Source organism: Mesorhizobium sp. USDA 4132 (assembly GCF_056279545.1).
The window spans coordinates 2,038,491-2,063,021 of the sequence record NZ_JBWCCP010000001.1 but is presented as its reverse complement, the minus strand read 5'-3'; the positions used below and the strand labels follow the sequence as shown (position 1 = coordinate 2,063,021).

The following is a 24,531-nucleotide window of genomic DNA, read 5'->3' as shown; positions in this document are numbered from 1 at the left end:
TCCTACCGGTCGCGGAAACGGTTGGTGATCGGATAGCGCCGGTCGCGGCCAAAATTCTTCTTGGTGATCTTGACGCCCGGCGCCGATTGGCGCCGCTTGTATTCGGCGAGATAGAGCAGGTGTTCGATCCGGTGAACAGTCGCGATGTCGTGGCCGCGGGCGACGATCTCCTCGGTGCCCATTTCCAGCTCGACGAGGCATTCGAGAATGTCGTCGAGCACCGGATAGGGCGGCAGCGAATCCTGGTCGGTCTGGTTGGGTCTGAGTTCCGCGGACGGGGCCTTGGAGATGATGTTCTTCGGGATCACCTCGCCGCTTGGGCCAAGAGCCGTCGGCGGCAGGTGTTCGTTGCGCCAGGCGGCCAGCGCGTAGACCTGCATCTTGTAGAGGTCCTTGATCGGATTGAAGCCGCCGTTCATGTCGCCGTAGAGCGTTGCGTAGCCGACCGACATTTCCGACTTGTTGCCGGTCGTCACCACCATCGAGCCGAACTTGTTGGAGATCGCCATCAGGATCGTGCCGCGGGCGCGGCTCTGGAGGTTCTCTTCGGTAATCCCCTCGTCGGTTCCTTCGAACAGCTCGGCCAGCGCTGACGAAAAACCGTCCACCGGCTCGGCGATCTGCACGATGTCGTACCGGCAGCCGAGCGCCCTGGCGCAATCGGCTGCGTCCTTCAGCGAATCCTCGGAGGTGTAGCGATAGGGCAGCATCACCGTGCGCACCCTCTCCTCGCCCAGCGCATCGACAGCGATCGCCGCGCAGATGGCACTGTCGATGCCGCCGGACAGGCCGAGAACGACCGACTTGAAGCCGTTCTTGTTGACGTAGTCGCGGAAGCCCAGAAGGCAGGCACGGTAATCCGCCTCCTCCTTTTCCGGAATGCGGGCCATCGGTCCGCGGGCGCAATGCCAGGTCTCGCCAATCCGTCTCCATTCGGTGACGGCGACGGCCGCCTCGAACTGGCTCATCTGGAAGGCGAGCGACTTGTCGGTGTTGAAGGCGAAGCTTGCGCCGTCGAAGACCAGTTCGTCCTGACCGCCGAGCTGGGCCGCGTAGATCATCGGCAGGCCGGTCTCGATCACCTGCTTCAGAACGACCTGATGGCGAATATCCACCTTGCCGCGAAAATAGGGCGAACCGTTCGGCACCAGCAGGATTTCCGCCCCGCTTTCCGAGAGCGTCTCGCAGACGCCGAGATCGCCCCAGATGTCCTCGCAGATCGGAATGCCGAGCCGCACGCCGCGGAAATTGACGGGGCCCGGCATCTCGCCGGCGATGAAGACGCGCTTCTCGTCGAATTCGCCGTAATTCGGCAGGTCAATCTTGTCGCGCACGGCGATCACCTTGCCGCCGTCGAGCACGGCGATCGAATTGTGCCGGCCTTCCTTTCCCTGACGTGGGAAGCCGATGATGACGCCGGGGCCGCCGTCTGCCGTATCGGCGGCAAGCTCCTCCACCGCCTTCAGGCAGGCGTTGAGGAAAGCCGGTTTCAGGACGAGGTCTTCCGGCGGATAACCGGACAGGAAGAGCTCGGTGAAGAGGATGAGATCGGCCTCTTCGCGAGCGGCATCCCTTCGGGCTTCTCGGGCCAGCGCCATATTGCCGGCGATATCGCCGACGGTCGGGTTGAGCTGGGCAACGGCGATACGAAATGTCTGGCTGATATCCTGGGTCATGGTACCGATTTAATGTCCGCAGCAGACCGCGGCAACGTTGTTCCGAGAGTTTTTTATGGTTCAGGCAGATGCGGGACGATCGCCCGGATAATGCGGCACGCCGTCCTCCGGCAGTTCGTAGAAATCTCCCTTGTCGGCACAGTAGATATGCTCGCCCATGACAAGTCCACTCGGCTGATCGAAAGCGCCCGCCAGGATCGAAATGCTTGCCGCGCCCTCCGCCTGCCAGAACAGCGCAGAGCCGCATTGCGAGCAGAAGCCGCGCCGCGCTTCATCGGTGGCGCGATACCAGCTGAGTGCCTCCTCGCCTTTGAGCGTCATGTTTTCGGCACGAACGCTGGTCGCCGCATAATAAAGCCCGGTCTGGCGGCGGCATTGCGAACAATGGCAGGCCGTGACTGTCCGCAGCGGACCTACCGTCTCAAACCGGATCGCACCGCACAGGCAACGACCGCTGTTCTTCTGCTGCATGCACCATCCTCGACGAAGCGACGGCCCAGTGTCGCGGGCGTGGGCCGCGAGGTCAAATCTATTCCGCTGATGATGATCATCAACGGAAGCTATATCAAGATACGGAAAGGCCGGCGTCGCCGCCGGCCTTCTTCGATTTTCAACGATCATGCGCGGCGGTTCAGCCGTTGACGACCATCCGCTTTTCGTCGCGGCCACTCTTCATCCGCTCGGCGAGCAGGAAGGCCAGTTCCAGTGCCTGGTCAGCGTTGAGGCGCGGGTCGCAATGGGTGTGGTAACGGTCCTGCAGGTCGCTCGCCGTTACTGCCCGGGCGCCGCCGGTGCATTCGGTGACGTCCTTGCCGGTCATCTCGATATGGATGCCGCCCGGATGGGTGCCTTCGGCGCGGTGGATCTGGAAGAAGCTTTCGACTTCCGACAGGATCCGGTCGAACGGCCGGGTCTTGTAACTGTTGAGCGTGATCGTGTTGCCGTGCATCGGATCGCAGGACCAGACGACTTTTTTGCCTTCCCGTTCGACGGCACGGATCAGCTTCGGCAGCGAGTCAGCGACCTTGTCGTAACCGAAACGGCAGATCAGCGTCAGCCGACCGGCTTCGTTCGTCGGGTTGAGCGCGTCGATCAGTTCGATCAGGTTGTCGGCCTGCAGCGACGGGCCGCATTTGAGGCCGATCGGGTTCTTGATGCCGCGGAAATATTCGACATGCGCATGGTCGAGCTGGCGGGTACGGTCGCCGATCCACAGCATGTGGCCGGACGTCGCGTACCAGTCGCCCGAGGTGGAGTCGACGCGGGTGAAAGCCTCTTCGTAGCCGAGCAGCAACGCTTCATGGCTGGTGAAGAAATCCGTCTCGCGCAGGCTCGGCTGGTTTTCCGCAGTGATGCCGATCGCCTTCATGAAATCCATGGTTTCGCTGATGCGGTCGGCGAGCTTGCGGTAACGTTCGCCCTGGGGGCTGTCCTTGACGAAACCGAGCATCCATTTGTGAACGTTTTCGAGATTGGCATAACCGCCCATCGCGAAGGCGCGCAGCAGGTTGAGCGTCGCGGCCGACTGGCGATAGGCCATCATCTGGCGTTCCGGATCGGGAATGCGCGACTCCGGCGAGAACTCGATGCCGTTGATGATATCGCCGCGGTAGGACGGCAGTTCGACGCCGCCTTGCATTTCGACATTGGACGAACGCGGCTTGGCGAACTGGCCGGCGATGCGGCCGACCTTGACGACCGGAAGCTGGGCGCCATAGGTCAGCACGACCGCCATCTGCAGGAACGAACGGAAGAAGTCGCGGATATTGTCGGCACCGTGTTCGACGAAGCTTTCGGCGCAGTCGCCGCCCTGCAGCAGGAAGGCGTTGCCTTCCGCGACACTGGCGAGTTGCTTCTTCAGGCGGCGGGCCTCACCGGCAAATACGAGCGGCGGAAAGGTGGCGAGCTGGGCTTCAATCGCTGCCAGCGCGGCCTTGTCCGGAAATTCCGGGACCTGCTGGATCGGTTTCTGCCGCCAACTGCTCGGGGTCCAATTCTGTGCCATCTCGCTCACCTGTTTCAGCCTCGGCCATCCTCCGCCGGGCAAGTCTTTAAAATCGAGGCGGCTTATAAACCTTAACAGCACCGTTGCATAGCCGTTTTGCCCGCTTTCATCGCCACTCGTCCGCGCCATATTCGGAGCAGCCGGTCGGATCGCATGCAGTGTGAAATCGGGACATGCGCGGGTTTTTAATATCGTTCTTAGCCACAACTTCACGAATTTGCGCGACGCTCCGCCGAAAGTTTCTTGCTGGGGAGCAGGCGATGCATCCGATGACACGTCTATGGAAAGATAGCCGCGGCAATTTCGGCGTGATGACCGCGCTGCTGCTGGTTCCGCTGATCGGCACCGCCGGTATGGCGCTCGATTTCGGCCACGCACTTACCATCAAGCAACAGCTCGTCGGGGCAGCCGATGCGGCTGCTGTCGGCGCGGTCGCCGAGAAATCGAAGGCGGTCGCCCAGGCTATGCAGTTGCAGGGCGATGGAAGCGTGGCGCTCGATCCGGCCGAGGCCCGAAGCATCTTCCTCGGCCAGATGTCCGGTGAGCTTTCCACCCTGCCCGTCAGCGTCGATATCGCCCTGGTGAAGACCAACGGTATCCTGACCTCGCGCGTATCATTCAGCGCCACCTTGCCGACCACCTTCATGACAATCCTCGGCAAGGATGACATCACCGTTGCCGGCCAGGCGACCGCGCAATACCAGACGCCCTCGTTCATCGACTTCTACATGCTGCTCGACAACACGCCGTCGATGGGCGTGGGGGCGACGCCGGCAGACGTGACCAAGATGCAATACGCCACGCGGTTCGGTGACAGCAAAGGTGAGAACGCCGACTGCGCCTTTGCCTGCCACATCGTCTATGAGAACGGCGACGAAGACCCGAACAGCTATTACAACGTCGCCAAGAACAACAACGTCACGACCCGCATCGACGTGGTGGCAGCCGCGACTAAGGCGCTGATGGCGAAAGCCACCGATACCCAGACGGTCGCAAACCAGTTCCGCATGGCCGCCTATACCTTCGGAAAGACCGCCATGGATGCGAAGCTCTTCAAGGTCGCAAACCTCGACTACAATCTGGGCGACGTCAGCAAGGCGACCAACCAGATCACCCTGATGAGCATTCCACGCCAGAATTATAATAATGATCAGCAGACCAGTTTCGACGACGCGCTGAAGGGTATCAACACTGAAATCAAAGGTGTGCCCGGCAACGGGACCAGCAATACCGACCGGCAACAGATCGTCTTCTTCGTGGCCGATGGTGTTGGAGACAGCTACAAGCCGAAGGGCTGCACCAGTCCAAAGGGCGCCAGGAACGGCACCCGCTGCATCGAGCCGATCGACATCACCGCCTGCGACGCGCTCAAGCTGCGCGGCATCCGCATCGCAGTTCTCTACACGACATATCTGGAACTGCCCGATAACGACTTCTACAAGGCTTGGGTCGCACCCTTCCAAGGCACGATCGCCGCCAAGATGGAGGAATGCGCCACGCCGGGCCTTTTCTTCGAGGTCAGCCCGACGCAGGGCATTACCCAGGCCATGCAGACGCTTTTCCTGAAGATCGTCGCCACGCCGCGCATCACCAGCTAGTGCCGCGCCAGAGCCCGGGAGCGCGTCAGACGCGCTCGCCGTTCTTCACCCGGTAGCTCGGGTTGTACATGGTGACGAGTTCTTCCGAAGCCGTCGGATGCACCGCCATGGTGCGGTCGAAATCGTCCTTGGTGACGCCGGCCTTCAGCGAGATGCCGAGAAGCTGCGCCATCTCGCCGGCATCGTGGCCGAGGATGTGGGCGCCGACCACCTTGCGGCTTTGCGCATCGACGACCAGCTTCATGATCATTTTTTCAGCCCGTCCCGAAAGCGTCGCCTTCATCGGCCGGAACTCGGCGCGGTAGACTTCCAGCTCCGGATAACGCTTGGCGGCCTCCTCTTCCGACAGACCGACCGTGCCGATCTCCGGCTGCGAGAAGACGGCGGTGGCAATCAGGTCGTGGTCCGGAGCGGTCGGATTGCCCTTGTACTCCGTTTCGATGAAGCACATCGCCTCGTGGATCGCCACCGGCGTCAGCTGTACCCGGTCAGTGACATCGCCGAGCGCATAAATATGCGGCACGCTGGTACGGGAATATCTGTCGACGACAATGGCGCCACGCTCGTTCACCTCGACGCCCGCGGCTTCGAGGCCGAGCCCCGTGGTGTTCGGATCGCGGCCGAGCGCCAGCATGATGGTGTCGACGGCGATCGTCTCGCCGTTCATCGTCCTGGCGACAAGTCCACCGGCTGCCGCCTTGGTCACCTCCTCGATCACATCGGTCAGAACGATGCGGATACCCTTCTCGACCATCGCCTTGTGCAGGCCCTGGCGCATGTCGTGGTCGAAGCGCGAGAGGATTTCCTTGCCACGATAGATCAGGGTTACATCGACGCCGAGGCCGTGGAAGATATTTGCGAATTCGACAGCGATATAGCCGCCGCCGGTGATCAGGATGGAGCGCGGCAGTTCCGGCAGATCAAAGGCTTCGTTGGACGAGATGCAGAGTTCGTGGCCGGGCAGCGCCGCATGCGGGTTGGGCGCCCCGCCGGTCGCGATGACGATCTTTTCGGCGCTCACCGTCTTGCCGGTCTTCACGAGCCGGATCGTGTGGGGGCCGACCAGTTCGGCGCGGGTTTCGAGGATTTCGGCGCCGTTGTTTTCCAGGCCCTTGCGATAGAGGCCTTCAAGGCGGGCGATCTCCCTGTCCTTGGCGGCGATCAGCTTCTTCCAGTCGAACGTGCTCGCCCCGACGTCCCAGCCGTAACCAACCGCATCCTCGAAATGCTCGTGGTACTGGGAGGCATAGACGAAGAGCTTCTTCGGTACGCAGCCGCGGATGACGCAGGTGCCGCCGAAACGATATTCCTCGGCGATCGCCACCCGCTTGCCGAGCGATGCGGCCACGCGCCCGGCCCTCACGCCGCCCGATCCGCCGCCAATCACGAAGAGATCATAGTCATAGGCGGTCATGGTATTCTCCTTGAGAGCAGGCGGCGGGATGTGGCTCACATATAGGGACGGGAACCCCAAAAGGAAAAGCCCGGATTGTTCCGGGCTTCCATAAAATTCAGCGGATCGAGGGATCGATCAGGGTTTGGGTGCAGGAGCCGGAGCCGGCTTGGCAGCCGGAGCAGCGGGCTTGGCCGGAGCGGTCGCGGCCGGAGCAGCGGGCTTGGCCGCAGGCGCAGCGGCGGGCTTGGCCGGTGCAGGCTTTGCCGGCGCGGGTGCGGCCTGTGCTTCCGCAGGAGCCGGATCGACGACCGGCGGCTTGATCGGGTTTGCATCGATGATGCCGCGCAGCTTTTCGGAACTTTGGTTCGTCAGGTCGCGGGAAACCCCGTTTGCCCAGATTTCAGCGGCCTTGGTCAGTTCGCGGCTGACGAGCGGCTGGTTGGTCAGCAGCTTTTTGCCGGTTTCCGTGTTGAAGAAGGTGGAGATCGACTTCAGTTCGTCGACCGAGAAGCTCTTGGCGTAGATGGTCGCGGCTTCCTTCTCCAGATCGGCACGGCGCGGCGCAAGCACGAGTGCCTGCTCGTCGACGACGTTGGAGATCTGCCCCTGGAAGTTGGGAGAGGCCTGGATGAACTGAGCCTTCAGACGCTCCGCCAGGTTGGGCAGGATGTTGTCGTAGCGATCCGTAACGTTGAGCGACGCGATCGCATCGCGTGCAGCGGCAAGCTGGGCTTCCGAAACTTCCTGTGCGCGAGCCGATACCGTGAAGGCGCCGGAGAAGAGGATAGCCACAGCGGCGGCACGGCCGAGAACCGCGAATCTGATCATGAGTTTGTTGCTCCTAGTTTACTTCGCCTCGAGCGTCCGCGCTCCAGCCTCACCGGCAATGATCGCTAAGGACGCCATATGGATGAACAGCCCGTGTTCCACGACACCGGGAATGAAATTCAGCTCCGCTGACAGAGCGTCTGCATCAGGAATGCGGCCAAAAGATGCGTCGAAAATGTAGTGGCCACCATCCGTCGTGAAGACATCTGCCCCCGATTTACGCAGCTTCAACTCGCCGCTCAACCCCAATCTGGAGGCGGCCTTTTCGATCGCGATCTGGGTCGCCGTCTGACCGAAGGGATTGATTTCGATCGGCAGCGGATAGGCCCCGAGCATGCCGACGAGCTTGCTTTCGTCGGCGATCACGATCATGCGGGCAGACGCCGCGGCGACGATCTTTTCGCGCAGCAACGCACCGCCGCCGCCCTTGATCAGGGTCAGGTTGGCATCGACTTCGTCGGCACCGTCAATCGTCAGATCGAGCTCCGGAAGCTCGTCGAGCGATTTCAGCGGGACACCGAGCTCGACGCAGAGCCGCGCGGTACGCTCGGACGTCGGCACGCCTTCGACCTTGAAGCCCTCGTGAACCTTTTCGGCGAGTAGCCTGACGAATTCGTCCGCCGTCGAACCGGTGCCGATACCAAGCCTCATGCCGTCCTCGACATAGGCCAGTGCCGCTTGCGCCGCCTTGACTTTCATTTCCCGGGCGTCCATCCGCCAAAAGCTCCCCGCTGTTTCGCCGACCCGCTGTTTACACGCGTCTCCCGGCAAACGAAAGTCCCCTCACGGCGGGTTTTACGAAGCCTTGGGTTTTACGAAGGTGGGCGAATCTCGCATATTTGCATTTCACGGCAGCATTGCGTAATCCGGGACATCCCCCGAACGACGTTCACGAGGTTCCATTGACCGCTCCACTCGTCATTTTCGACCTCGACGGCACGCTGATCGACACCGCACCGGATCTGATCGACAGCCTCAATTATACGATCGAGGACGTCGGCCTGCAGCCGGTGACGTTCGAGGACCTCACGCATCTCGTCGGCCAGGGCGTACGCGTCATGATCCGCCGCGCCTTCGAACTGCGCAGAGTTCCGCTCGACGAGCCGACCGCGGCCAGGCTGTTCAACCGCTATATGGAGCATTATGAGGCGGAGATGCCGGGCCGAAGCCGCCCCTACGACGATGTCGTTGCATGTCTCGGCCGCCTGTCGGCCGCCGGCATGCGGCTCGCCGTCTGCACCAACAAGTCCGAACGGCTCGCCTTCCCGCTTCTTGAAAAGCTCGGCCTTCTGGATCGCTTTGTCGCGATGACCTGCGGCGACACCTTTGCCGTCCGCAAGCCGGATGCCCGGCATATTTTCGGCACCATCGAACGGGCCGGCGGCGACCCCGCGACGAGCGTGATGATCGGCGACAGCGTCAACGATATTCTCGCCGCGCAAAATGCCGGAATTGCCTCGATCGCCGTGAGCTTCGGTTATTCCGACGTCGCCGTCGATACGCTCAACCCGGACCGGGTGATCGGCGGTTATCACGAGCTGACCGTGGAAATGGTGGAAACGCTGATTTCGGCCGATGTGAAGCGGGTGGCGGCAGCCACGTAAAAAGGCGGCACGAGGCCGCCTTCTTCTGCAAGCCAAACTCGATCCCGGCAGAAAGCTCAGCTCTGGGCCGCACGAACCTTGGTTGTCGCGGCAAAGGCTCTCACCGTCGCATCGTCACGACCATAGACGTCGTCGAAATATTCGACCTTGCCGTCCTTGTTCGGCCAGGCGGTGAAGTAGGAGACATAGACCGGGATCTTTACCGGTACCTTGGTGGCGACGTTCTGGCCGGCGGCAATCCGGCCGTTCACGTCGTCGATCGTCGTGCCGAGCACGGCGGCGGCCATCTTGCGCGGTTCGGCAAGACGTACGCACCCGTGGCTCAGTGCCCGCATGTCGCGCTGGAAGAAGCTCTTCGACGGCGTGTCATGCATGTAGATCGCATGGCTGTTCGGGAAGAGGATCTTCAGATCGCCGAGTGCGTTGTCGCCCGACGGCGGCTGGCGCACGGAAATCTTGTCGGTCGAGCCGAACCAGTTGACGCTGCTCGACGGCACCGCCTTTCCGCCGATCGACACCTCGTAACCCATCCGGTCGAGATAGCTCGGATCCTGGCGCAGGTGCGGCAGCATCTCGTTGATGATGATCGACTGCGGAACGCCCCAATAGGGGTTGAACTCGACCGTTTCGATCTCGTCCTGGAAGAAATAGGTCTGATTGGCCTTGCCGCCGACCACGACGCGCATCGAAAACTGTTCAGCACCGCGGTCATGATAATAGACCATGAAGGCCGGCTGGTTGATGAAGACGTAACGCTGGCCGAGATCGTCCGGCAGCCAGCGCGCCTGTTCCATGGCGACTTCGACCTTCTCGATCTTGTCCTTCGACGTGTGGCCGACCATCTTGCGCACCGTCGCGTTGCCGATGACGCCGTCCGCCTTGAGGCCGACTTCGGCCTGGAAGGATTTGACGACCTCGACGAGCTCGGGCGTGTAGTCCGGGGTCTGCTGGTAGGCCGTCAGCGTCGCCGCATGCTTGGTCTTCAGCGCTTCGGAACCGGTATGCTGGATGGCGGCGATGATGCTCGCCATATCCGGGCTGCTCTTGCCCGGCTTCAGGAGAATGTCGTCCGGCAGCGAAATGCGCGGACTGTCGTTGGCGGCGGCGGCGCGCAGCGTCGCGAGCTCTGCCTTCAGCGCCTGGAATTGGGGACCCTGCGGCGCAAGGCCTTGGAGATAGGCTGCGACATCGGTTCCGGTCTGCGCGAAAGGCAGGACGAGGGAAAGCTTGACGTCCTTGCGCTTGAAGTCGTGGTAGCCGGATACCTTGTTCGGATCGATACGGCCGCGCACCATGTCCTGCGCAAACATCAGCACCTTTTCCGACAGCGCCAGTTCGAACTGCATGAGGGCGCGGTCGTGGCTGTCGGCGGCGGAAACCGGTGCCGACGTCGTTGCCGAAACATTGATGGGCGTTGCCGCATCGGCGGGCGCGGCAACGCTTGCGGTGGTCAGCGCCGGGGCCGGCAAGATGTAGTCGGCCGGTTCCAACCCGTATTCGCCGGCACGCTCGAAGAGCGACAGAACGCCCCTCGCCTTGTCATTGACGTCGCCGGCGGTGACCCAGAGAGGCTCCGCGGCCTTGCCGTAGAAGGCTTCGAGAGCGGTGGCAATTTCCGGCGGGGCCGAAACCCTGGCCTCTGTGATAAGGCGCGTACCGTCCGTCGCGGACGCCGCAGCGAAGGCGCTCGTCTTCACAACCCGCTCGGCATCCGGCTTATACGTGTAATAACGCGGCCCCGAGACCTTCGGCAGCGGTTCGGGATCGGCGAGACTGCGCTCGCTCGGCATGCTGGCATTGCCGCCGACACCCGGCAGGCCGTTATCGGCGTGCCTTGGGCGGTCTGCCCCAGGACCACCACGCAAGAGATCGAGAAGGGTCACGGCATGTGCGGGAACGGCGGCTCCGGTAAAAATCGAGATGCCGGACACGAGCGCCAATGCGATCGAAGTTTTTTTGTGTTTGTGCTGCAATGTCGTCCCCGTCACCTGCATCCGCGTCCTGATCCGCGGGCTCGAATATGTATCACGCCATCTAACCGATCGCGCGAGGGATGGAAAGAAACGCCCGAGTGTCCGGCGGGTTTCAGTTCCGTCGAAAAACAGCATCGGTGCGCAGTCGGAAGGTTAAGAAACTATTCGTTAAATTTTTACTGACGGCCATCGACAAGGACCCCATCAGGGGGCGGATTCTGCTGCATAATTACGCGGTCCGTGTCATAAAAGGCACGACGAAAGCGTACCAAAAAGCCTGTTTCGGCGGCTTGCGGACGTTCAGCAATCGTATAGTAATGCCGCCGGCCGGCTCCGACGCGGTAACGCGTTGTTGATCTTTCAAGACACCGGCAGCGACCACGAGCAAAAAGAGGCAGCGAAGATGGCATCGACCCGCACCGAAACCGACACGTTTGGCCCGATCGAAGTGGCAAGCGACCGTTATTGGGGCGCCCAGGCGCAGCGCTCGCTCGGCAACTTCAAGATCGGCTGGGAAAAGCAGCCGCTCGCGGTCGTTCGGGCGCTCGGCATCGTCAAGCAGGCCGCCGCCCGCGCCAACATGGAACTGGGCGGCCTCGACGCCGCGATCGGCAAGGTCATCGTCGAAGCGGCGCAGGAAGTCATCGACGGCAAGCTCGACGACCACTTCCCGCTGGTCGTCTGGCAGACCGGTTCCGGCACCCAGTCGAACATGAACGCCAATGAGGTGATCTCCAACCGCGCGATCGAAATGCTCGGCGGCGTGATGGGCTCCAAGAAGCCCGTCCATCCCAACGACCACGTCAACATGAGCCAGTCGTCGAACGACACCTACCCGACGGCCATGCACATCGCCTGCGTCGAAACCATCGTGCGCCACCTGATCCCGTCGCTGAAGCATCTGCACGAAGCGCTGGACGTGAAGGTCAAGGCCTTCTCCCACATCATCAAGATCGGCCGCACCCATACGCAGGACGCCACCCCGCTGACGCTCGGCCAGGAATTTTCCGGCTATGCGGCACAGGTCGGCTCGGCGATCGCCAATATCGAACTGACGCTGCCGGCGCTCTCCAAGCTCGCTCAGGGCGGCACGGCGGTCGGTACCGGCCTCAACGCCCCGGTCGGCTTTGCCGAAAAGGTAGCCGAGGAGATCTCGAAGATCACCGGCCTGCCCTTCGTCACCGCCCCGAACAAGTTCGAAGCGCTCGCGTCGCATGATTCCATGGTCTTCGCCCACGGCGCGATCAACGCCGCTGCCGCCGCTCTCTTCAAGATCGCCAACGACATCCGCTTCCTCGGTTCCGGTCCGCGTGCGGGCCTTGGCGAACTATCGCTGCCGGAAAACGAACCGGGGTCGTCGATCATGCCGGGCAAGGTCAATCCGACTCAGTCGGAAGCATTGACCCAGGTCTGCGCCCACATCTTCGGCAACCACGCGGCGCTCACCTTCGCCGGCAGCCAGGGCCATTTCGAGCTCAACGTCTACAATCCGATGATGGCCTATAATTTCCTGCAGTCGGTGCAGCTGCTCGGCGACGCCGCGGTCTCCTTCACCGACAATTGCGTCGTCGGCATCGAGGCCCGGGAAGACAATATCAGACGCGGCGTGGAAAATTCGCTGATGCTGGTCACCGCTCTCAACTCCCGGCTCGGCTACGACATCTGCGCCAAGATCGCCAAGACCGCCCACAAGAACGGAACGACTCTTCGCGAAGAAGCGGTCGGCGGCGGATACCTGACGAACGAGGAATTCGACCAGTATGTCCGCCCGGAGAACATGATCGGTCCCAAATAAGGCGACCTGATTTACAATATAACGAGCAGGCCCGCCCCCCGAATGGCGGGTTTTCTCTTTCGGTCAGCCTACAATGATTAATTCCGACAATATATCAACATTCTAAAGGTGAATATTTCTTCGGGCTCGAAGTCTGTAAACCCATTAGTTTTGAGGGTAAAAGCGGGTATTTCAGAAATGCGAAATAAATTTAAGAATAAGCTCTTCAGCTCGCACCCCTTAATTCTTTTCCAACATTTTTCACATACTACTTCGTTTCATAGCATACAGGTGAGATCTAGTGGGGATCGTCGATGACGACGGCAACAGCGCCGAGAGCGCAATCTAGCGATCTGATCGGCCAGATCATCTATGCGGTGCGATCGATGGGCGTCGCGCCGATCCCTCGTAACTATCAGCTTTTCTACGAGGCCTATATCGGCTCCAATCCTGACCTGACCCGCGATCTGGCGGCGCTCGGAAGCCGTGCCACGCAGGAGGAGCTGGACGCACTTTCGCATCGCTACCTTGGAACGGGCCAGGTGGCGGTCATCGAAGACGCCCATACCAGGATTCTTGGCGAACTGGACGCCCTCCTGAAACTGTTGCGCCAGGAGCAGAGCTCGCTCGAAAGCTACGGCAAGCTGCTTGGTGAAACCGCTCAGCGGATCAACTCCAAGAGCAGTTTTTCCAACGACCTGCTGACCAGCGCGCTGGCGCTGCTGAGCGAAGCGACGGGCAGCACCATGGCGCATGGTGAAAAGACCGTCGGCGGCGTCGTCCAGCGCTCGCAGGAAATGGACCAGGTCCGGCGGGAACTCGACGAATACAAGCGGATCGCCAACACCGATTCTTTGACCCGGATCGCCAACCGCCGAGCCTTCGACGAGCGCCTTGCGGCGACTTACGACAATATGGCCCTGCTGCCGGTCACCGCACTGGTGCTGGCCGATATCGACAACTTCAAGAAGATCAACGACAGCTACGGCCATCCGGTCGGCGACAAGATCCTCGCGACGGTTGCTTCCGTGATCCGCTCGAATGTCCGCAAGGATGTCTTCGTCGCCCGCTCCGGCGGCGAGGAATTCGCGATCATCGTCGAAGGCAACACGCCGGAAGAAGTGATGATCATCTGCGAGCGGGTCCGCCGCGCGCTGGAAACCCGGATCTTCCGCAATTCACGCTCCGGCATCGACTACGGCCCGGTCACCATCTCGCTCGGCTTTGCAATGGGTTCGCAGGCGAGTGATCCCGGCGAGCTCTACGCCAATGCCGATACGGCGCTCTACAATGCCAAGAACGCCGGCCGGAACCGCTCAGTCTTCTTCGATGACAGCATGAAGAAGGACTATGTCGGCAAGAGCTGGCTGATCTACAGGAAGTAGATTTCCCTCAGTCGCAGGCCGAGACGCCGGCGGCGCCGGCGATGGCCAGCAGCTCCGGACGGTATTCGAAATGCATGGTGTCGTAGTGATACCAGCGACCGCCCCAGATAAAGCCATGGCGCTCGAATGCCGCGACGATCTTCATCGGAAAGCGGTTTTTGTAGTTCGGGACATTGCCGGGCTTGCCTCCCGACCACAGCCAGTAATCGGCGTGTTTCGTGTTGAGATCGAGCGCCGCGCCAAAACTGTGGACCGAGAGATTGGTCTGTCCCGCAACCTTGCGCCAGTTGAAGACGCCGGCCGACGGCGTCAGGTAGGTTTTCAGGCCCGGGTCGGCGGCAAGCTCTTCGCGGACGGCGGCGAGCGCCTTGTCGACCCCGTTACGGCTGGTGACCCGCAACGTCTCTCCGAACCATGCGACCGGGACAAGGCTCGACTGCACGGCATTGGCACTCGCGCCATAAAGGCGCTTCATCAAGTCGTCGCTGCGGATGCGGCCCGGATCGGAATCGACCGGCGGGCGGTATTCGCACGAGCCGGGCCGATATGCCTGAGACAGGCTGTCCTCGACATCGCCCTCGGCCAGCATTTGCGCATGGCTGCGCCTGATCCCGTCGTCGATCGGAATCGGCGCGCCCTCCTTCATGATCAACCTGCCGTCGCGGCTGGCCTCGATCATGTCGGGATAGGCCTTCACGAGGGCCGCGATCTTCTCCTCCAGGCGCAATTCGCGCGCCTCGCCTGGGCCGCAGACGAGGATCGACAGCATCACGGCCGCCGACCGGAGGAACTGCCTGTCAGTAGACCAGGACATTGACGTAATCGCCGCGGGGCCCTCGAAAGATCTGCACATTGATCATGACATTCCCGCGAACGACGGCGTTGCGGGCGGCCCGGTCGATGGTGCCGCGGCTGATCATGCGCTCGACGAGTTCCCGATTGCCAGCGTCGGCGAAGAAGCTGTCGCTCTGGTCACCGCGTTGCGAGACGCCGAAGCGATGAAAATTTGCGCGGTCCTGGCGGATGATCTGCCACGGCTCCTGCAGGCGCACATTGTTGGAATTGTACAGGTCGGCCTCGCCGATGAAGGCCGTATATTCCTCGATCAACTGGTCGGCCCGCGCCGCTTGGGCGCCGAACATCGTCGCAGCCAGGATCACCGCTGCAAAGCCGGTTCCAAACTTCATAAAGTCCCCCGTGCCCCGTCCCCTGTGGCGGGTCGATTCGATTGTTGCCTCGAGCGCTGAAAATGTCCATGAGGCCCCCGACGATGGACGTCTTCTTCACGAAGAAAACGCCGGCGCGCTATCTACCACATCGTCTTGGCGGCACGCTCCGGCCATTCGCGGTCGTAGGTATCCTTGTCGAAATCGGCCTTGGCCGCCTTCAGGAGCGTTCCGGGCGTCGGCAGGCTCTTCGGGTCGACGAAATGCTCCGGGTTCCAGATCTCGGCGCGCATCAGAGCGCGGGCGCACTGGAAATAGACCTCGTTTATGGTGATGACCGTGACGCTGCGCGGATGCCGGCCGTCCATCTCGAAGCTTTCGAGCAGCGCAGGCTCCACCGAGATCACGGCGCGGCCGTTGACGCGCATCGCAGTGTTCGAACCGGGGACGAGAAACATCAACGCCACGCGCGGGTCGCGCACGATGTTGATCAGCGAATCGATGCGGTTGTTGCCGCGCCAGTCGGGCAGAAGCAGGGTTGCATCGTCCTGGATACGCACCGCCCCGCCAAGATCGCCGCGCGGAGAGCAGTCGAGCCCTTCCGGCCCCACGGTCGAGAAGGCGACAAAGGGCGAAGCCTCGATCATCTGCCGGTATTCCGTGGTCAGCGTCTTCGTCACCTTGGCGAGCGAAGCTTCCGAGACGCCGTCATAGATCGCCTTCAGTTCCTCGACGGATGTGATGATGGTCATGGCTCGCCCCCTTCCGGTATCGGCGGGCCTTAGCCCGCGCGGGCGACACTATGATGACGTCCCCTGTGGATCAAGCAGCGGCGTCGTTGCCGGGCTTGTCGACGATGGAGGTTTCGCGCAACGGCCGGCCATCGCCCGTCAGGAAGGCGGCGATGGTCTCGACCACCCCGCGATCGCTGACGATACGGCGATGTCCGAGCCCGTTCGCCCATTCGAGCCGCGCCGTGGCAAGCCCTTCGAAGCGGCGGGCGTGGCCGGCGGCGACCTCCTTGTCCTCCTCGGCATGCACCACCAGCAGGGGCGTCCCCAACCGAGCGGCGCTCGCAACCGTATCGAAGTCGTCGAGCGAGGCACCGGCTACCTTTTCCGCCCGCCTAATCAGCAGCGCCTTGACGCGCGGCGGCAGGCCGACCATCCGCGAAAAGTCGTCGAACAGCCAATGGATATGGCTCGGCGCGCCGATAACCACCAGTTTCGAGGGCGAGATCATGCCGACGTCTTTCATCACCCCGCCAGCAGCGAGCATCATGCTCGCACCGCCGAACGAATGACCGACTGCTGCGTCGAAATGGCCAAACCGGTTCTCCGCCGCAACGATCGCCTCGACGGCCTGTCGCATGTTGAGGCTGCGGCCGCTGGAAAGCCCGTGACCAGGAAAATCGAGCACCACGACCTCGGCGCCGTTTTCGGCCAGGCCCGCAGGCAGGGCGGCGATATAGGCGGCATTGGAACCCCAGCCGTGCACGACCAGGTAACGGGGCCGGCCGGGCTTGCCGTCGCCGTTGAAGCGATAGGCCATCACCGTCGATTTTCCGACAGTGAGCGGGATTTTCTGGGTGGCCGCGAGCCGTTCGCGTCCCTCGTTCTCCATCGCCAGAGCCTTGCCGCCTCTAGGACGGCGCGAGGGTGTCAGGCAGAAGAGCCGAAAGGCGAGCTTGGCCGCGGTATCGGGAAAAAGCCGTCCGGGGACGGCAAATGCGAAACGGGTGACCTTGAGTGCAAAGGATGACATAGTGAGAAAACCCGATAATGTTCAATATTGAACAATAAAGTACAACCATGAACAAAAATCAATCCCTCCCCTGGGATCATCCGCGTTTTCGCAGTTGGATTGCTGTCGCCCGCGCCTGCCAGTTGATGCAAACCGTGCTGACCCGCGAGCTCGCCGAACTCGACATCAAGCCGCCGCATCTCGACATCCTGATCAATCTCTACCGTTTCGAAGGGATTTCGCAGCAGGAGCTTGCCCGCAAGCTGCTGGTGGGACGTTCCAACATGAGCATGGCGTTGCCGCAGATGGAAAAGCGCGGGCTGATCGAGCGACGCGGCGATAGCAAGGACAAGCGCGTCTTGCGCCTCTACCTGACCCAGGAAGGCCGTGCGGTGACGGAAGCAGCGATGGGCATCCAGACGGCGCTGATCGAGCGTACGCTCTCCTCCGAGCCGCTGGATCAATGCATGGCGATGGCCGAATCGATGGAGCGGCTGATTGCCACCCTGCAGTCGGAGGTCCGTGAGGACAGCCGCGAACCAGTGTGATCACCGCGTCCGTTGCGGCGGATCGCGCGACAGACCCTTTTCGGCCAGATTGCGCTCATAGTCGGCAAACAGCTCGGCGCCTCGCTCGCCGAGTTCGCGCAGGTAAGGCCAGGTGAAGATGCCGCTGTCGTGGCCGTCGTCGAAACGGATCCGCACGGCGTAATTGCCGGCCGGAGTGATCGCCGCAATGCCGACGTTGCGCTTACCTGGCACGGTCACCTGCTGGCCGGGACCATGACCCTGCACTTCCGCCGAAGGCGACAGTACGCGCATCGTTTCCGCCGACAAGGGATAGGCCGCGCCGTCGCTGAAGGTGACGTTCAGCGTGTGGCGGTCCTTGGAGACCCTAAGTTCCGTCGGCCAGATGTCGCTCATGCTTTTCAGGCTCCCGATTGTCATATGCCTGGCGGAGGATTATGAGCTACGGCGTTTCGCCGCAAGCGGTTTTGCGTCCGTCGCTGTACTATCTGGATCGATGTCATACACTTGACGCGACGGCTCGAAACCCCCACTTTCCGGGTAAGGGAGATTATCACGTGAACAGTTTCGCAGGACCGGTCGGAGGAGCAGCGCCGATCATCGCCGACCAGGCACCGATGATCGATCCGTTCGGCCGTGCGGTCACCTATCTGCGTGTCTCGGTCACCGACCGCTGCGACTTCCGCTGCACCTATTGCATGGCGGAAAACATGACCTTCCTGCCGAAAAAGGACCTGCTGACGCTGGAAGAGCTCAACCGGCTCTGTTCCGCCTTCATTTCCAAGGGAGTCCGCAAGATTCGCCTGACTGGCGGCGAGCCGCTGGTGCGCAAGAACATCATGTTCCTGGTGCGTGAGCTCGGCCAGCACGTCAAGGCCGGCGCTCTCGACGAACTGACGCTGACGACGAACGGGTCGCAGCTGGCAAAATACGCCGACGAACTTTACGACAGCGGCGTGCGCCGCATCAATGTTTCGCTCGACACGCTGAACCCGGAAAAATTCAAGGCGATCACCCGCTGGGGCGATTACCACAAGGTCATGGAAGGCATCGACGCCGCCCAGAAGGCCGGGCTGAAGATCAAGCTGAATGCCGTGGCGCTAAAGGATTTCAACGAATTCGAGATCGCCGACATGCTGCGTTTCGCGCATGGCCGCGGCATGGACATGACGGTCATCGAGACGATGCCGATGGGCGAGATCGACGAGGACCGCACCGACCAGTACCTGCCGTTGTCGAAACTGCGCGCCGATCTCGAAGAACAGTTCACACTGACCGAAATCCCCTACAAGACAGGCGGCCCTGCCCGTTATGTCGAAGTCCAGGAAACCGGCGGACGTTTAGGGTTCATCACGCCGATGACCCATAATTTCTGCGAGAGCTGCAACCGCGTGCGTCTCACCTGCACCGGCACGCTCTACATGTGCCTCGGCCAGAACGACGCGGCTGACCTCCGCACCGCGCTGCGCGCTTCCGAGAACGACGACTACCTGTCAGCCGCGATCGATGAGGCGATCACCCGCAAGCCCAAGGGCCACGATTTCATCATCGACCGCACCCACAAACGCCCCGCGGTCGCCCGCCACATGAGCGTCACCGGCGGGTGATGTCCGCGCCGGCGGCAAGCGTCGCGGCGGCTGCCGCAGCCGGGATCATTGCGAAATATCGACATGATGCACTCCGTGCGGCAAGGGCACTCGCCCGATCCGCTGCAGCGACGGTGTAGTGCCCCTCATCACCCTGAAGACTTCAAGCCCTGCCCCGGCCTCGGGGCCTGCACCTTCATGTCCCTCGAAAACGGTTGCGAGAAGGTGATCGCCTGTCAGGTCGAAGGTTCCGCCTTCAGGCAATACGCCCTCGAACGTATAGTCGCCAACCTTGTGCAGCCTGCCCGCGCCCGGATCGAACGTCAGAAGCGATACGGCCGCCTCGCGGCCATGACGCGGAGAACCGGGCGGGAAGGACGTGCCGCGCATGTTGATCGTCGCGACAAGCCGGCCATCCGGGCTCACCGCCATTCCCTCGGCCGAAACGCCGGTGTCGACCGTCATCAACCGCTCGTGCCGGGCTTCGGACGCCTCGGGATCCGCCAGCCGGACGACGGTCATGGTGGAGGACGCATTCGGGATGCGACCGTCGAGGCTGGTCGCAGTGAAATCGCGCCCCCAGTTCGATGTCAGATAATGGCGGCCATCCGGCGTGAAGCGGCCGACAAAGGGATCCCTGCCCACCTCCACGCTATTTCCCCAGGGCTGCAAGGCAGGCTTCTGATCGCTATCGGCAAATTCGAAGAACGCGACACGGTTCTGCGTGTTGATATTGGCCGCCAGAAACCGCCCGGAAGGATGCCATTGCACATTGGTCGCCGTCACGCCGCCCCGCGGAGCGTCCAGCGATCCGGTTATGCCGAGTTCGGCCAGATCGAAGCGGGCGACCTCACCGAATTGGCCATCGGCAAATTCGACGATCTGAAGCAGGGCCGCATCGGCGGTGTTGGAGATGACCGCCACCCGCTGCCCGTCCGGGCTGACGGCCAACGCCTCCGGATTGATGCCGATCTCCACCGTATCGGCAAGCTTCGGCATCGATGGGTCGGAGAGATCGACGGCAAACAGCCGCCTGCCGGGCGGCAGATCCCTGACCGCTCGGCCGCCATCCGGCTGCTCGCCCAATCGTTCGGTCACGAATGCCGTGCTGCCGTCCGGCGTCAGTTCCAGGATTTCGGGCGCCGCCGTCACCGAGTTCGAGACGGGGAGCGAACCTCTCGTCACGCGGCCATTGGCTATCGAAAGAATGGTGAGCACGTCCCTGTGCCCGGCCTCCTTCGGAGCCAGTACGGAATCGGCATAGGTGCGCGCCAGATAGTCGCCGTCGGAGATGACGGCGACGCGACCGGCCGATATCGCGCCGAGGATATCGGCCGATTGCGCAGCTGCGGTACCGGACGCCACGGTAACCAACGAAAGGGCCGTGCCCGCGAGAAAAGCCAAAGCCTTCATGATCCATTCTCCTTCCGAGAAGCGGCGTCATCTGCCGCCTATTGCCTGAAGGGAGGATAGGGTCCAGTCTGATAGAGTTCCAATCGGAATTCCATTATCTGTGATAGGCAAAATACATCAGGAATGTCGATGGATATTCGCTCCATGGCTTGCTTCGTGGCGGTCGCCGAAGAATTGCATTTCCGCCGGGCTGCCGAGAGGATGCACCTCACCCAGCCCTCGCTCAGCCAGCGCATCCGCGCCCTCGAGCTGGAGATCGGCACGGACCTCTTTGCGCGCGATCGCCGCAGCGTCGCGCTGACGCCGGCCGGCCAGGCGTTCCTCGAACCCGCCCGCCGGGCGATCGAAAATGCCGACGTTGCCCGGCAGCAGGCTCTACGGGCGTTTCGGGGCGAAGTCGGCCGGCTGCGGCTGGGTTTCACGGTCATCGCCTTCTACGGCATTCTGCCGGAAGCGGTGCAGGCATTCCGGAAGCGCTATCCGCAGGTCGAGATAGAGCTTGTCGAACTCAATTCCCCATCACTCGAAACCGCATTGATGACGGGAACGATCGATCTGGCGGTCCTGCATCCGCCGCTCGCCAATCCGGAACTCGCGATCCATGAACTGCCGGCCGAGCATCTCGTCCTGGCATTGCCGGAAAGCCACCCGCTTGCAGTGCGAACCGAGATCCGGCTCTCCGACCTAGCGGGCGAACCTTTTCTTCTCGCACCCCGCTCCATCGGACCGAGCATCTACGACAGGGTCATCGCTCTCTTCCGGGACCAGGGCATCAGCCCGCGCGTCGTGCAGGAGGTTACACCCATGACCACACTTGCAGGCCTGGTGGCGGCGGGGGTCGGAATGGGGTTCGTCACAGGCGGCCTGTCTCGCCTGCCGCGTCCCGGCGTCGTTTTCCGGCCGGTCACACCGACGCCGCCATCGTTGCCGATGGCGGCGTCTTGGTTGAAACCGCAGCTTTCCGCAATCGGGCAGCGCTTCCTCGAAACGGTCTCGGCGCTTGCCTGACTGTCCGGACTTCAGGCAGCGTCGCTGCGGCGGAAGCCCGAGCGGCGTTCGTTGGCGCCGGCATGGAAGCTGATGTTCGGATCGCGCGTCTTGAAGCGCTCGATCTTCTCTGACAGCGTCTCCACACGTTGGCGCAGGCCGTGGATCTCGGCGTTGTTTTCCTCGACCATCGCCGCGTTGCGCTGGGTGATCAGCTCGACCTCCTGAACCGCCTTGGTGACTTCGTTGATGCCGGTCGACTGCTCGCCGGTCGCCGCAGAAATCTGGGACACCAGTTTGCGGACATCGGTGATGTGCGTGATGATCTCGGTGAGTGCCGTACCCGTCTCCTCGACCAGATGCACGCCGTTGCTGACCTGTGTGGAGCTTGCCGAAATGAGGCCCTTGATTTCGCGGGCAGCACCGGCGCAGCGCTGTGCCAGTTCGCGGACTTCCTGGGCGACGACCGCAAAACCGCGGCCTGCTTCGCCGGCACGGGCCGCCTCGACGCCGGCATTCAGCGCCAAAAGGTTGGTCTGGAAGGCGATCTCGTCGATAACCCCGATGATGGTCGCGATCTTTTCGGAGGAACGGCTGATCTCGCCCATGGCATCGACCGCGCGGGATACGACCTCGCCGGAGCGAACCGCGAAATCTTCCGTCTCGTTGACCGACACGGATGTCTGCTTGGCGCTTTCGGCCGTCGAGCGGACGATTTCGCTCAGATGGCGCAATGCACGCGAGCTCTGTTCGAGCGCTGCCGCCTGCTGTTCCGTGCGGCGGGCAAGATCGTCCGCCGAAGCGGCCAGATTGCCGGTGCCGCCGTCGATTTCTTCAGCGGTCGAGCGCACGTCGGCGAGCGTGGCACGGAGCGCCTCGACGGCCTGGTTGTAGGTGCGCGCCATCTCGATGAAGTCTTCCGGCAGGTTTTCATCCATGCTGCGCTCGAGGTCGCCCTCGGCGAGTTTGCCGAGCATGTCGTTGAGCGCCGTCAGCGCCTGGCGCTGCTCACCGGCAATGCGGGCACGCTCGGAGGCGCGGCGCTCGGACTCTGCGGTCGAGAGTTCGCGGGCTGCAGCGGCATCCTGCTCGAGGCGGACATTTTCGACGGCTGCATCGCGGAAGACGGTGACCGAGCGAACCATGTCGCCGATCTCGTCGCCACGTTCGCGGCCTTCGATCTTGACCTCGAGATCGCCGTCCGCGAGCCGCTTCATCACTTCGGTAACGCGACGCAGCGGGCCGCGCAGCGTTTCCACCAGCATCAGGCCGCCGGCAATGGCGAGCAGCGTGCCGACCACCATGGCGATCAGCGACAGCTGGGCGGAACGCTCGCTGTCCTCCTTGCCGACTTCCTGGGCCTGGGCCACGAAATTCTTGAGGCCGGCCATGCCGCCCGTCAGAGTTTCGGCGGCGGCGGCGCGGGCCTTTTTCCATTCGGCGGCAATGGACAGAAGCTTGGCGGTATCCTCCTCGATCGACTTCAGGCGGGGCTGAAGCGTGGTCGAGAATTCGCGCATGGCAGGATTTCTGGCGAGTTCGGAGACTTCCGCGCTGGCGGCCTTCAGCTTTGCCATGACGTCGAGGACGACCTTGCGCGCGTCCTCCGTCTGGTTGGCGCGCAGCCGCTCGACGTAGAGCTGCATGGCGTCGATCAGGCGCAGCGATTCGGCACTACGGTCGAGAAGCGTGCGCAGGCTGGCGACTTCGCCCTCGATGCTGGCGAAACGGCTGGCCGCGTTGCCGGCCTTGCTGGTGACTTCCGCTTCCATCTTGGCCTGGAACGTCTCCATGCCGGAAACGGTGTCACGCACCGCCTTTGCCTTTTCCGCAACGTCCTGATTGCCCTTGATGGTGGCAGCAAGAGCAGCGATCGCATCGTTGATCGGCTTCAGCTGTTTGATACCGTTCGGGGTGAGGAAGGCCTGAACTTCCTGGAAGGTCTTGTCCAGAATGCCGAGATACATGTCGGCGGTGCTGATCGCGCCGTCGTCGGTACCGGTCTCCTTGACGGAATTGCGAAGCTCGCCGATCTGTTCGGCGATCGCCTTGTAGGCATAGGCTTCCAGCACCATGCCCTTGGCGAACTTTTCCTTGCCTTCGAACTGCTTTCGGACGTTGGCGACCTGATCGGAAACCCCTGTCGCGACGGTACGGACATTGTCGATGCTGTCGTCGAGCGCTGCGGCGTTTTCGTCGCGCCTCTGTTTTATCTTCCAGAGCATGTCCGTATCGGCGCGCATCCTGGGCGCAAGCCCGGTCACGACGGCGATGCGCTCGCGGTCCCCGGCTGTCACGAGCAGCCCGCCGAGCACGCGGACGCCGCTCTCCTGTTTGTCGATGGCCGCCTTCAGGGCTGCAAGCGATGCATTGTCGGGCTTGCCGTTGAATTCCTGGAGAACCGCCTGGAGATTTTCGAAGTCGCCGATGTTCTCGATCGTCGCACGCGTCACCGTCATATGACCGTTCAGCATGCTGGCCGTATAATAACCCGCAAGGCCTACCCCGGCGATCAAAAGGACCAGCGGGATGACAAAAAGAAGGACCTTGGTGACGATCCTACGGCTCTGAAGAAGACGATCGATGAAAGACATTTTTCCCCCAACTGCAAACCAGAAGCGGCTTCGCGTCAGCGCATTCGCGAAACAGCAACGGCACGATCCCAGCGTCATGCGGGAATGAATGGCTTTCACAATCGTCAAATTCGGTTGAACAACGGTTAATTCGGGACCCTTACAAATCATATTATTACACTGTGTCGGATATTGAAATTTCCCGTCGCTACCCAAAAGAGTACCGCCCGGGAGGCAATCAGGCTGGCGATGCGTAAGTCGTTGCTTTAAGAGACCGGATACCGGAGGAATCTCGCA

General features: G+C 62.1%; 21 protein-coding genes. 7 read left to right on the top strand and 14 right to left on the bottom strand.

From position 1 onward, the window contains the following. Positions 1-2: 2 nt before the first annotated feature. The 3 genes from ACZ9IU_RS10735 to ACZ9IU_RS10725 all read right to left on the bottom strand — a co-directional run bounded on the left by ACZ9IU_RS10735 (position 3) and on the right by ACZ9IU_RS10725 (position 3,681). Entirely contained in the window at positions 3-1,676 is a 1,674-nt protein-coding gene (locus tag ACZ9IU_RS10735; protein WP_038542798.1) for an NAD+ synthase, read from the bottom strand. A gap of 60 nt (positions 1,677-1,736) precedes the next feature. Continuing rightward, positions 1,737-2,147: a GFA family protein gene (locus ACZ9IU_RS10730; protein WP_038542796.1), complete on the bottom strand. Its 411-nt coding sequence runs from the start codon at positions 2,145-2,147 to the stop codon at positions 1,737-1,739. A gap of 160 nt (positions 2,148-2,307) precedes the next feature. Continuing rightward, positions 2,308-3,681, bottom strand: coding sequence for a class II 3-deoxy-7-phosphoheptulonate synthase (locus ACZ9IU_RS10725; protein WP_038542794.1), 1,374 nt, complete (start codon positions 3,679-3,681; stop codon positions 2,308-2,310). A 260-nt stretch (positions 3,682-3,941) separates the two neighbouring features. Between ACZ9IU_RS10725 and ACZ9IU_RS10720 the strand changes: the two genes are divergently transcribed. After that, positions 3,942-5,279: a TadE/TadG family type IV pilus assembly protein gene (locus ACZ9IU_RS10720; protein WP_051899708.1), complete on the top strand. Its 1,338-nt coding sequence runs from the start codon at positions 3,942-3,944 to the stop codon at positions 5,277-5,279. A 25-nt stretch (positions 5,280-5,304) separates the two neighbouring features. Here the strand turns inward: ACZ9IU_RS10720 and gor are convergent, their stop codons facing one another. From gor to rpiA, 3 genes are all read right to left on the bottom strand, one after another. Continuing rightward, entirely contained in the window at positions 5,305-6,693 is a 1,389-nt protein-coding gene (gene gor, locus ACZ9IU_RS10715) for a glutathione-disulfide reductase (RefSeq protein ID WP_038542792.1), read from the bottom strand. A gap of 117 nt (positions 6,694-6,810) precedes the next feature. Continuing rightward, positions 6,811-7,503 (bottom strand): DUF2059 domain-containing protein, encoded by a 693-nt coding sequence (locus ACZ9IU_RS10710; RefSeq protein ID WP_038542790.1) that lies wholly within the window; start codon positions 7,501-7,503, stop codon positions 6,811-6,813. Positions 7,504-7,521: 18 nt separating this feature from the next. Then, positions 7,522-8,217: a ribose-5-phosphate isomerase RpiA gene (rpiA, locus tag ACZ9IU_RS10705; RefSeq protein WP_038542788.1), complete on the bottom strand. Its 696-nt coding sequence runs from the start codon at positions 8,215-8,217 to the stop codon at positions 7,522-7,524. A 188-nt stretch (positions 8,218-8,405) separates the two neighbouring features. On the opposite strand from rpiA, the gene ACZ9IU_RS10700 reads away from it, so the two are divergent. Continuing rightward, the gene (locus tag ACZ9IU_RS10700) at positions 8,406-9,107 is read left to right on the top strand and encodes an HAD family hydrolase (protein ID WP_038542787.1); all 702 of its coding nucleotides are present in this window, start codon (positions 8,406-8,408) and stop codon (positions 9,105-9,107) included. A 56-nt stretch (positions 9,108-9,163) separates the two neighbouring features. Here the strand turns inward: ACZ9IU_RS10700 and ACZ9IU_RS10695 are convergent, their stop codons facing one another. Next, a complete protein-coding gene (locus ACZ9IU_RS10695) occupies positions 9,164-11,101 on the bottom strand; it encodes a L,D-transpeptidase family protein (protein WP_051899707.1) in 1,938 nt (645 codons plus the stop codon). A 382-nt stretch (positions 11,102-11,483) separates the two neighbouring features. Here ACZ9IU_RS10695 and fumC point away from each other — a divergent pair, with 382 nt between their 5' ends. Together fumC and ACZ9IU_RS10685 are read left to right on the top strand one after the other, a co-directional pair. After that, positions 11,484-12,875 carry a class II fumarate hydratase gene (fumC, locus tag ACZ9IU_RS10690; protein WP_038549151.1) on the top strand — a complete coding sequence of 464 codons (1,392 nt, stop codon included), beginning with the start codon at positions 11,484-11,486 and terminating at the stop codon, positions 12,873-12,875. Positions 12,876-13,168: 293 nt separating this feature from the next. Further along, the gene (locus ACZ9IU_RS10685; RefSeq protein ID WP_038542783.1) at positions 13,169-14,239 is read left to right on the top strand and encodes a GGDEF domain-containing protein; all 1,071 of its coding nucleotides are present in this window, start codon (positions 13,169-13,171) and stop codon (positions 14,237-14,239) included. A gap of 7 nt (positions 14,240-14,246) precedes the next feature. On the opposite strand, the gene ACZ9IU_RS10680 is transcribed toward ACZ9IU_RS10685, so the two are convergent. The 4 genes from ACZ9IU_RS10680 to ACZ9IU_RS10665 all read right to left on the bottom strand — a co-directional run bounded on the left by ACZ9IU_RS10680 (position 14,247) and on the right by ACZ9IU_RS10665 (position 17,169). Further along, complete coding sequence (locus ACZ9IU_RS10680; protein ID WP_038542781.1) at positions 14,247-15,053, bottom strand: M15 family metallopeptidase; 807 nt, start codon at positions 15,051-15,053, stop codon at positions 14,247-14,249. Continuing rightward, positions 15,037-15,426, bottom strand: coding sequence for a hypothetical protein (locus tag ACZ9IU_RS10675; RefSeq protein ID WP_038542779.1), 390 nt, complete (start codon positions 15,424-15,426; stop codon positions 15,037-15,039). Before ACZ9IU_RS10675 ends, ACZ9IU_RS10680 begins: the two co-directional genes overlap by 17 nt. 122 nt (positions 15,427-15,548) lie before the next feature. Continuing rightward, positions 15,549-16,157: a pyridoxamine 5'-phosphate oxidase family protein gene (locus tag ACZ9IU_RS10670; protein ID WP_038542777.1), complete on the bottom strand. Its 609-nt coding sequence runs from the start codon at positions 16,155-16,157 to the stop codon at positions 15,549-15,551. A gap of 70 nt (positions 16,158-16,227) precedes the next feature. Next, positions 16,228-17,169, bottom strand: coding sequence for an alpha/beta hydrolase (locus ACZ9IU_RS10665; protein WP_038542775.1), 942 nt, complete (start codon positions 17,167-17,169; stop codon positions 16,228-16,230). 47 nt (positions 17,170-17,216) lie between these two features. Here ACZ9IU_RS10665 and ACZ9IU_RS10660 point away from each other — a divergent pair, with 47 nt between their 5' ends. Next, positions 17,217-17,696, top strand: coding sequence for a MarR family winged helix-turn-helix transcriptional regulator (locus ACZ9IU_RS10660; RefSeq protein WP_038542772.1), 480 nt, complete (start codon positions 17,217-17,219; stop codon positions 17,694-17,696). Here ACZ9IU_RS10660 and ACZ9IU_RS10655 read toward each other — a convergent pair whose 3' ends face one another. Then, complete coding sequence (locus ACZ9IU_RS10655; RefSeq protein ID WP_038549149.1) at positions 17,697-18,071, bottom strand: gamma-butyrobetaine hydroxylase family protein; 375 nt, start codon at positions 18,069-18,071, stop codon at positions 17,697-17,699. It abuts the gene before it with no gap. 221 nt (positions 18,072-18,292) lie between these two features. On the opposite strand from ACZ9IU_RS10655, the gene moaA reads away from it, so the two are divergent. Continuing rightward, entirely contained in the window at positions 18,293-19,282 is a 990-nt protein-coding gene (gene moaA / locus ACZ9IU_RS10650) for a GTP 3',8-cyclase MoaA (protein ID WP_258719313.1), read from the top strand. 45 nt (positions 19,283-19,327) lie between these two features. Here moaA and ACZ9IU_RS10645 read toward each other — a convergent pair whose 3' ends face one another. Then, positions 19,328-20,674, bottom strand: coding sequence for a lactonase family protein (locus ACZ9IU_RS10645; RefSeq protein ID WP_038542768.1), 1,347 nt, complete (start codon positions 20,672-20,674; stop codon positions 19,328-19,330). 129 nt (positions 20,675-20,803) lie between these two features. Here ACZ9IU_RS10645 and ACZ9IU_RS10640 point away from each other — a divergent pair, with 129 nt between their 5' ends. Next, entirely contained in the window at positions 20,804-21,682 is an 879-nt protein-coding gene (locus ACZ9IU_RS10640) for a LysR family transcriptional regulator (protein WP_038549147.1), read from the top strand. A gap of 11 nt (positions 21,683-21,693) precedes the next feature. Here ACZ9IU_RS10640 and ACZ9IU_RS10635 read toward each other — a convergent pair whose 3' ends face one another. Beyond that, the gene (locus tag ACZ9IU_RS10635; RefSeq protein ID WP_038542766.1) at positions 21,694-24,255 is read right to left on the bottom strand and encodes a methyl-accepting chemotaxis protein; all 2,562 of its coding nucleotides are present in this window, start codon (positions 24,253-24,255) and stop codon (positions 21,694-21,696) included. Positions 24,256-24,531 lie beyond the last annotated feature (276 nt).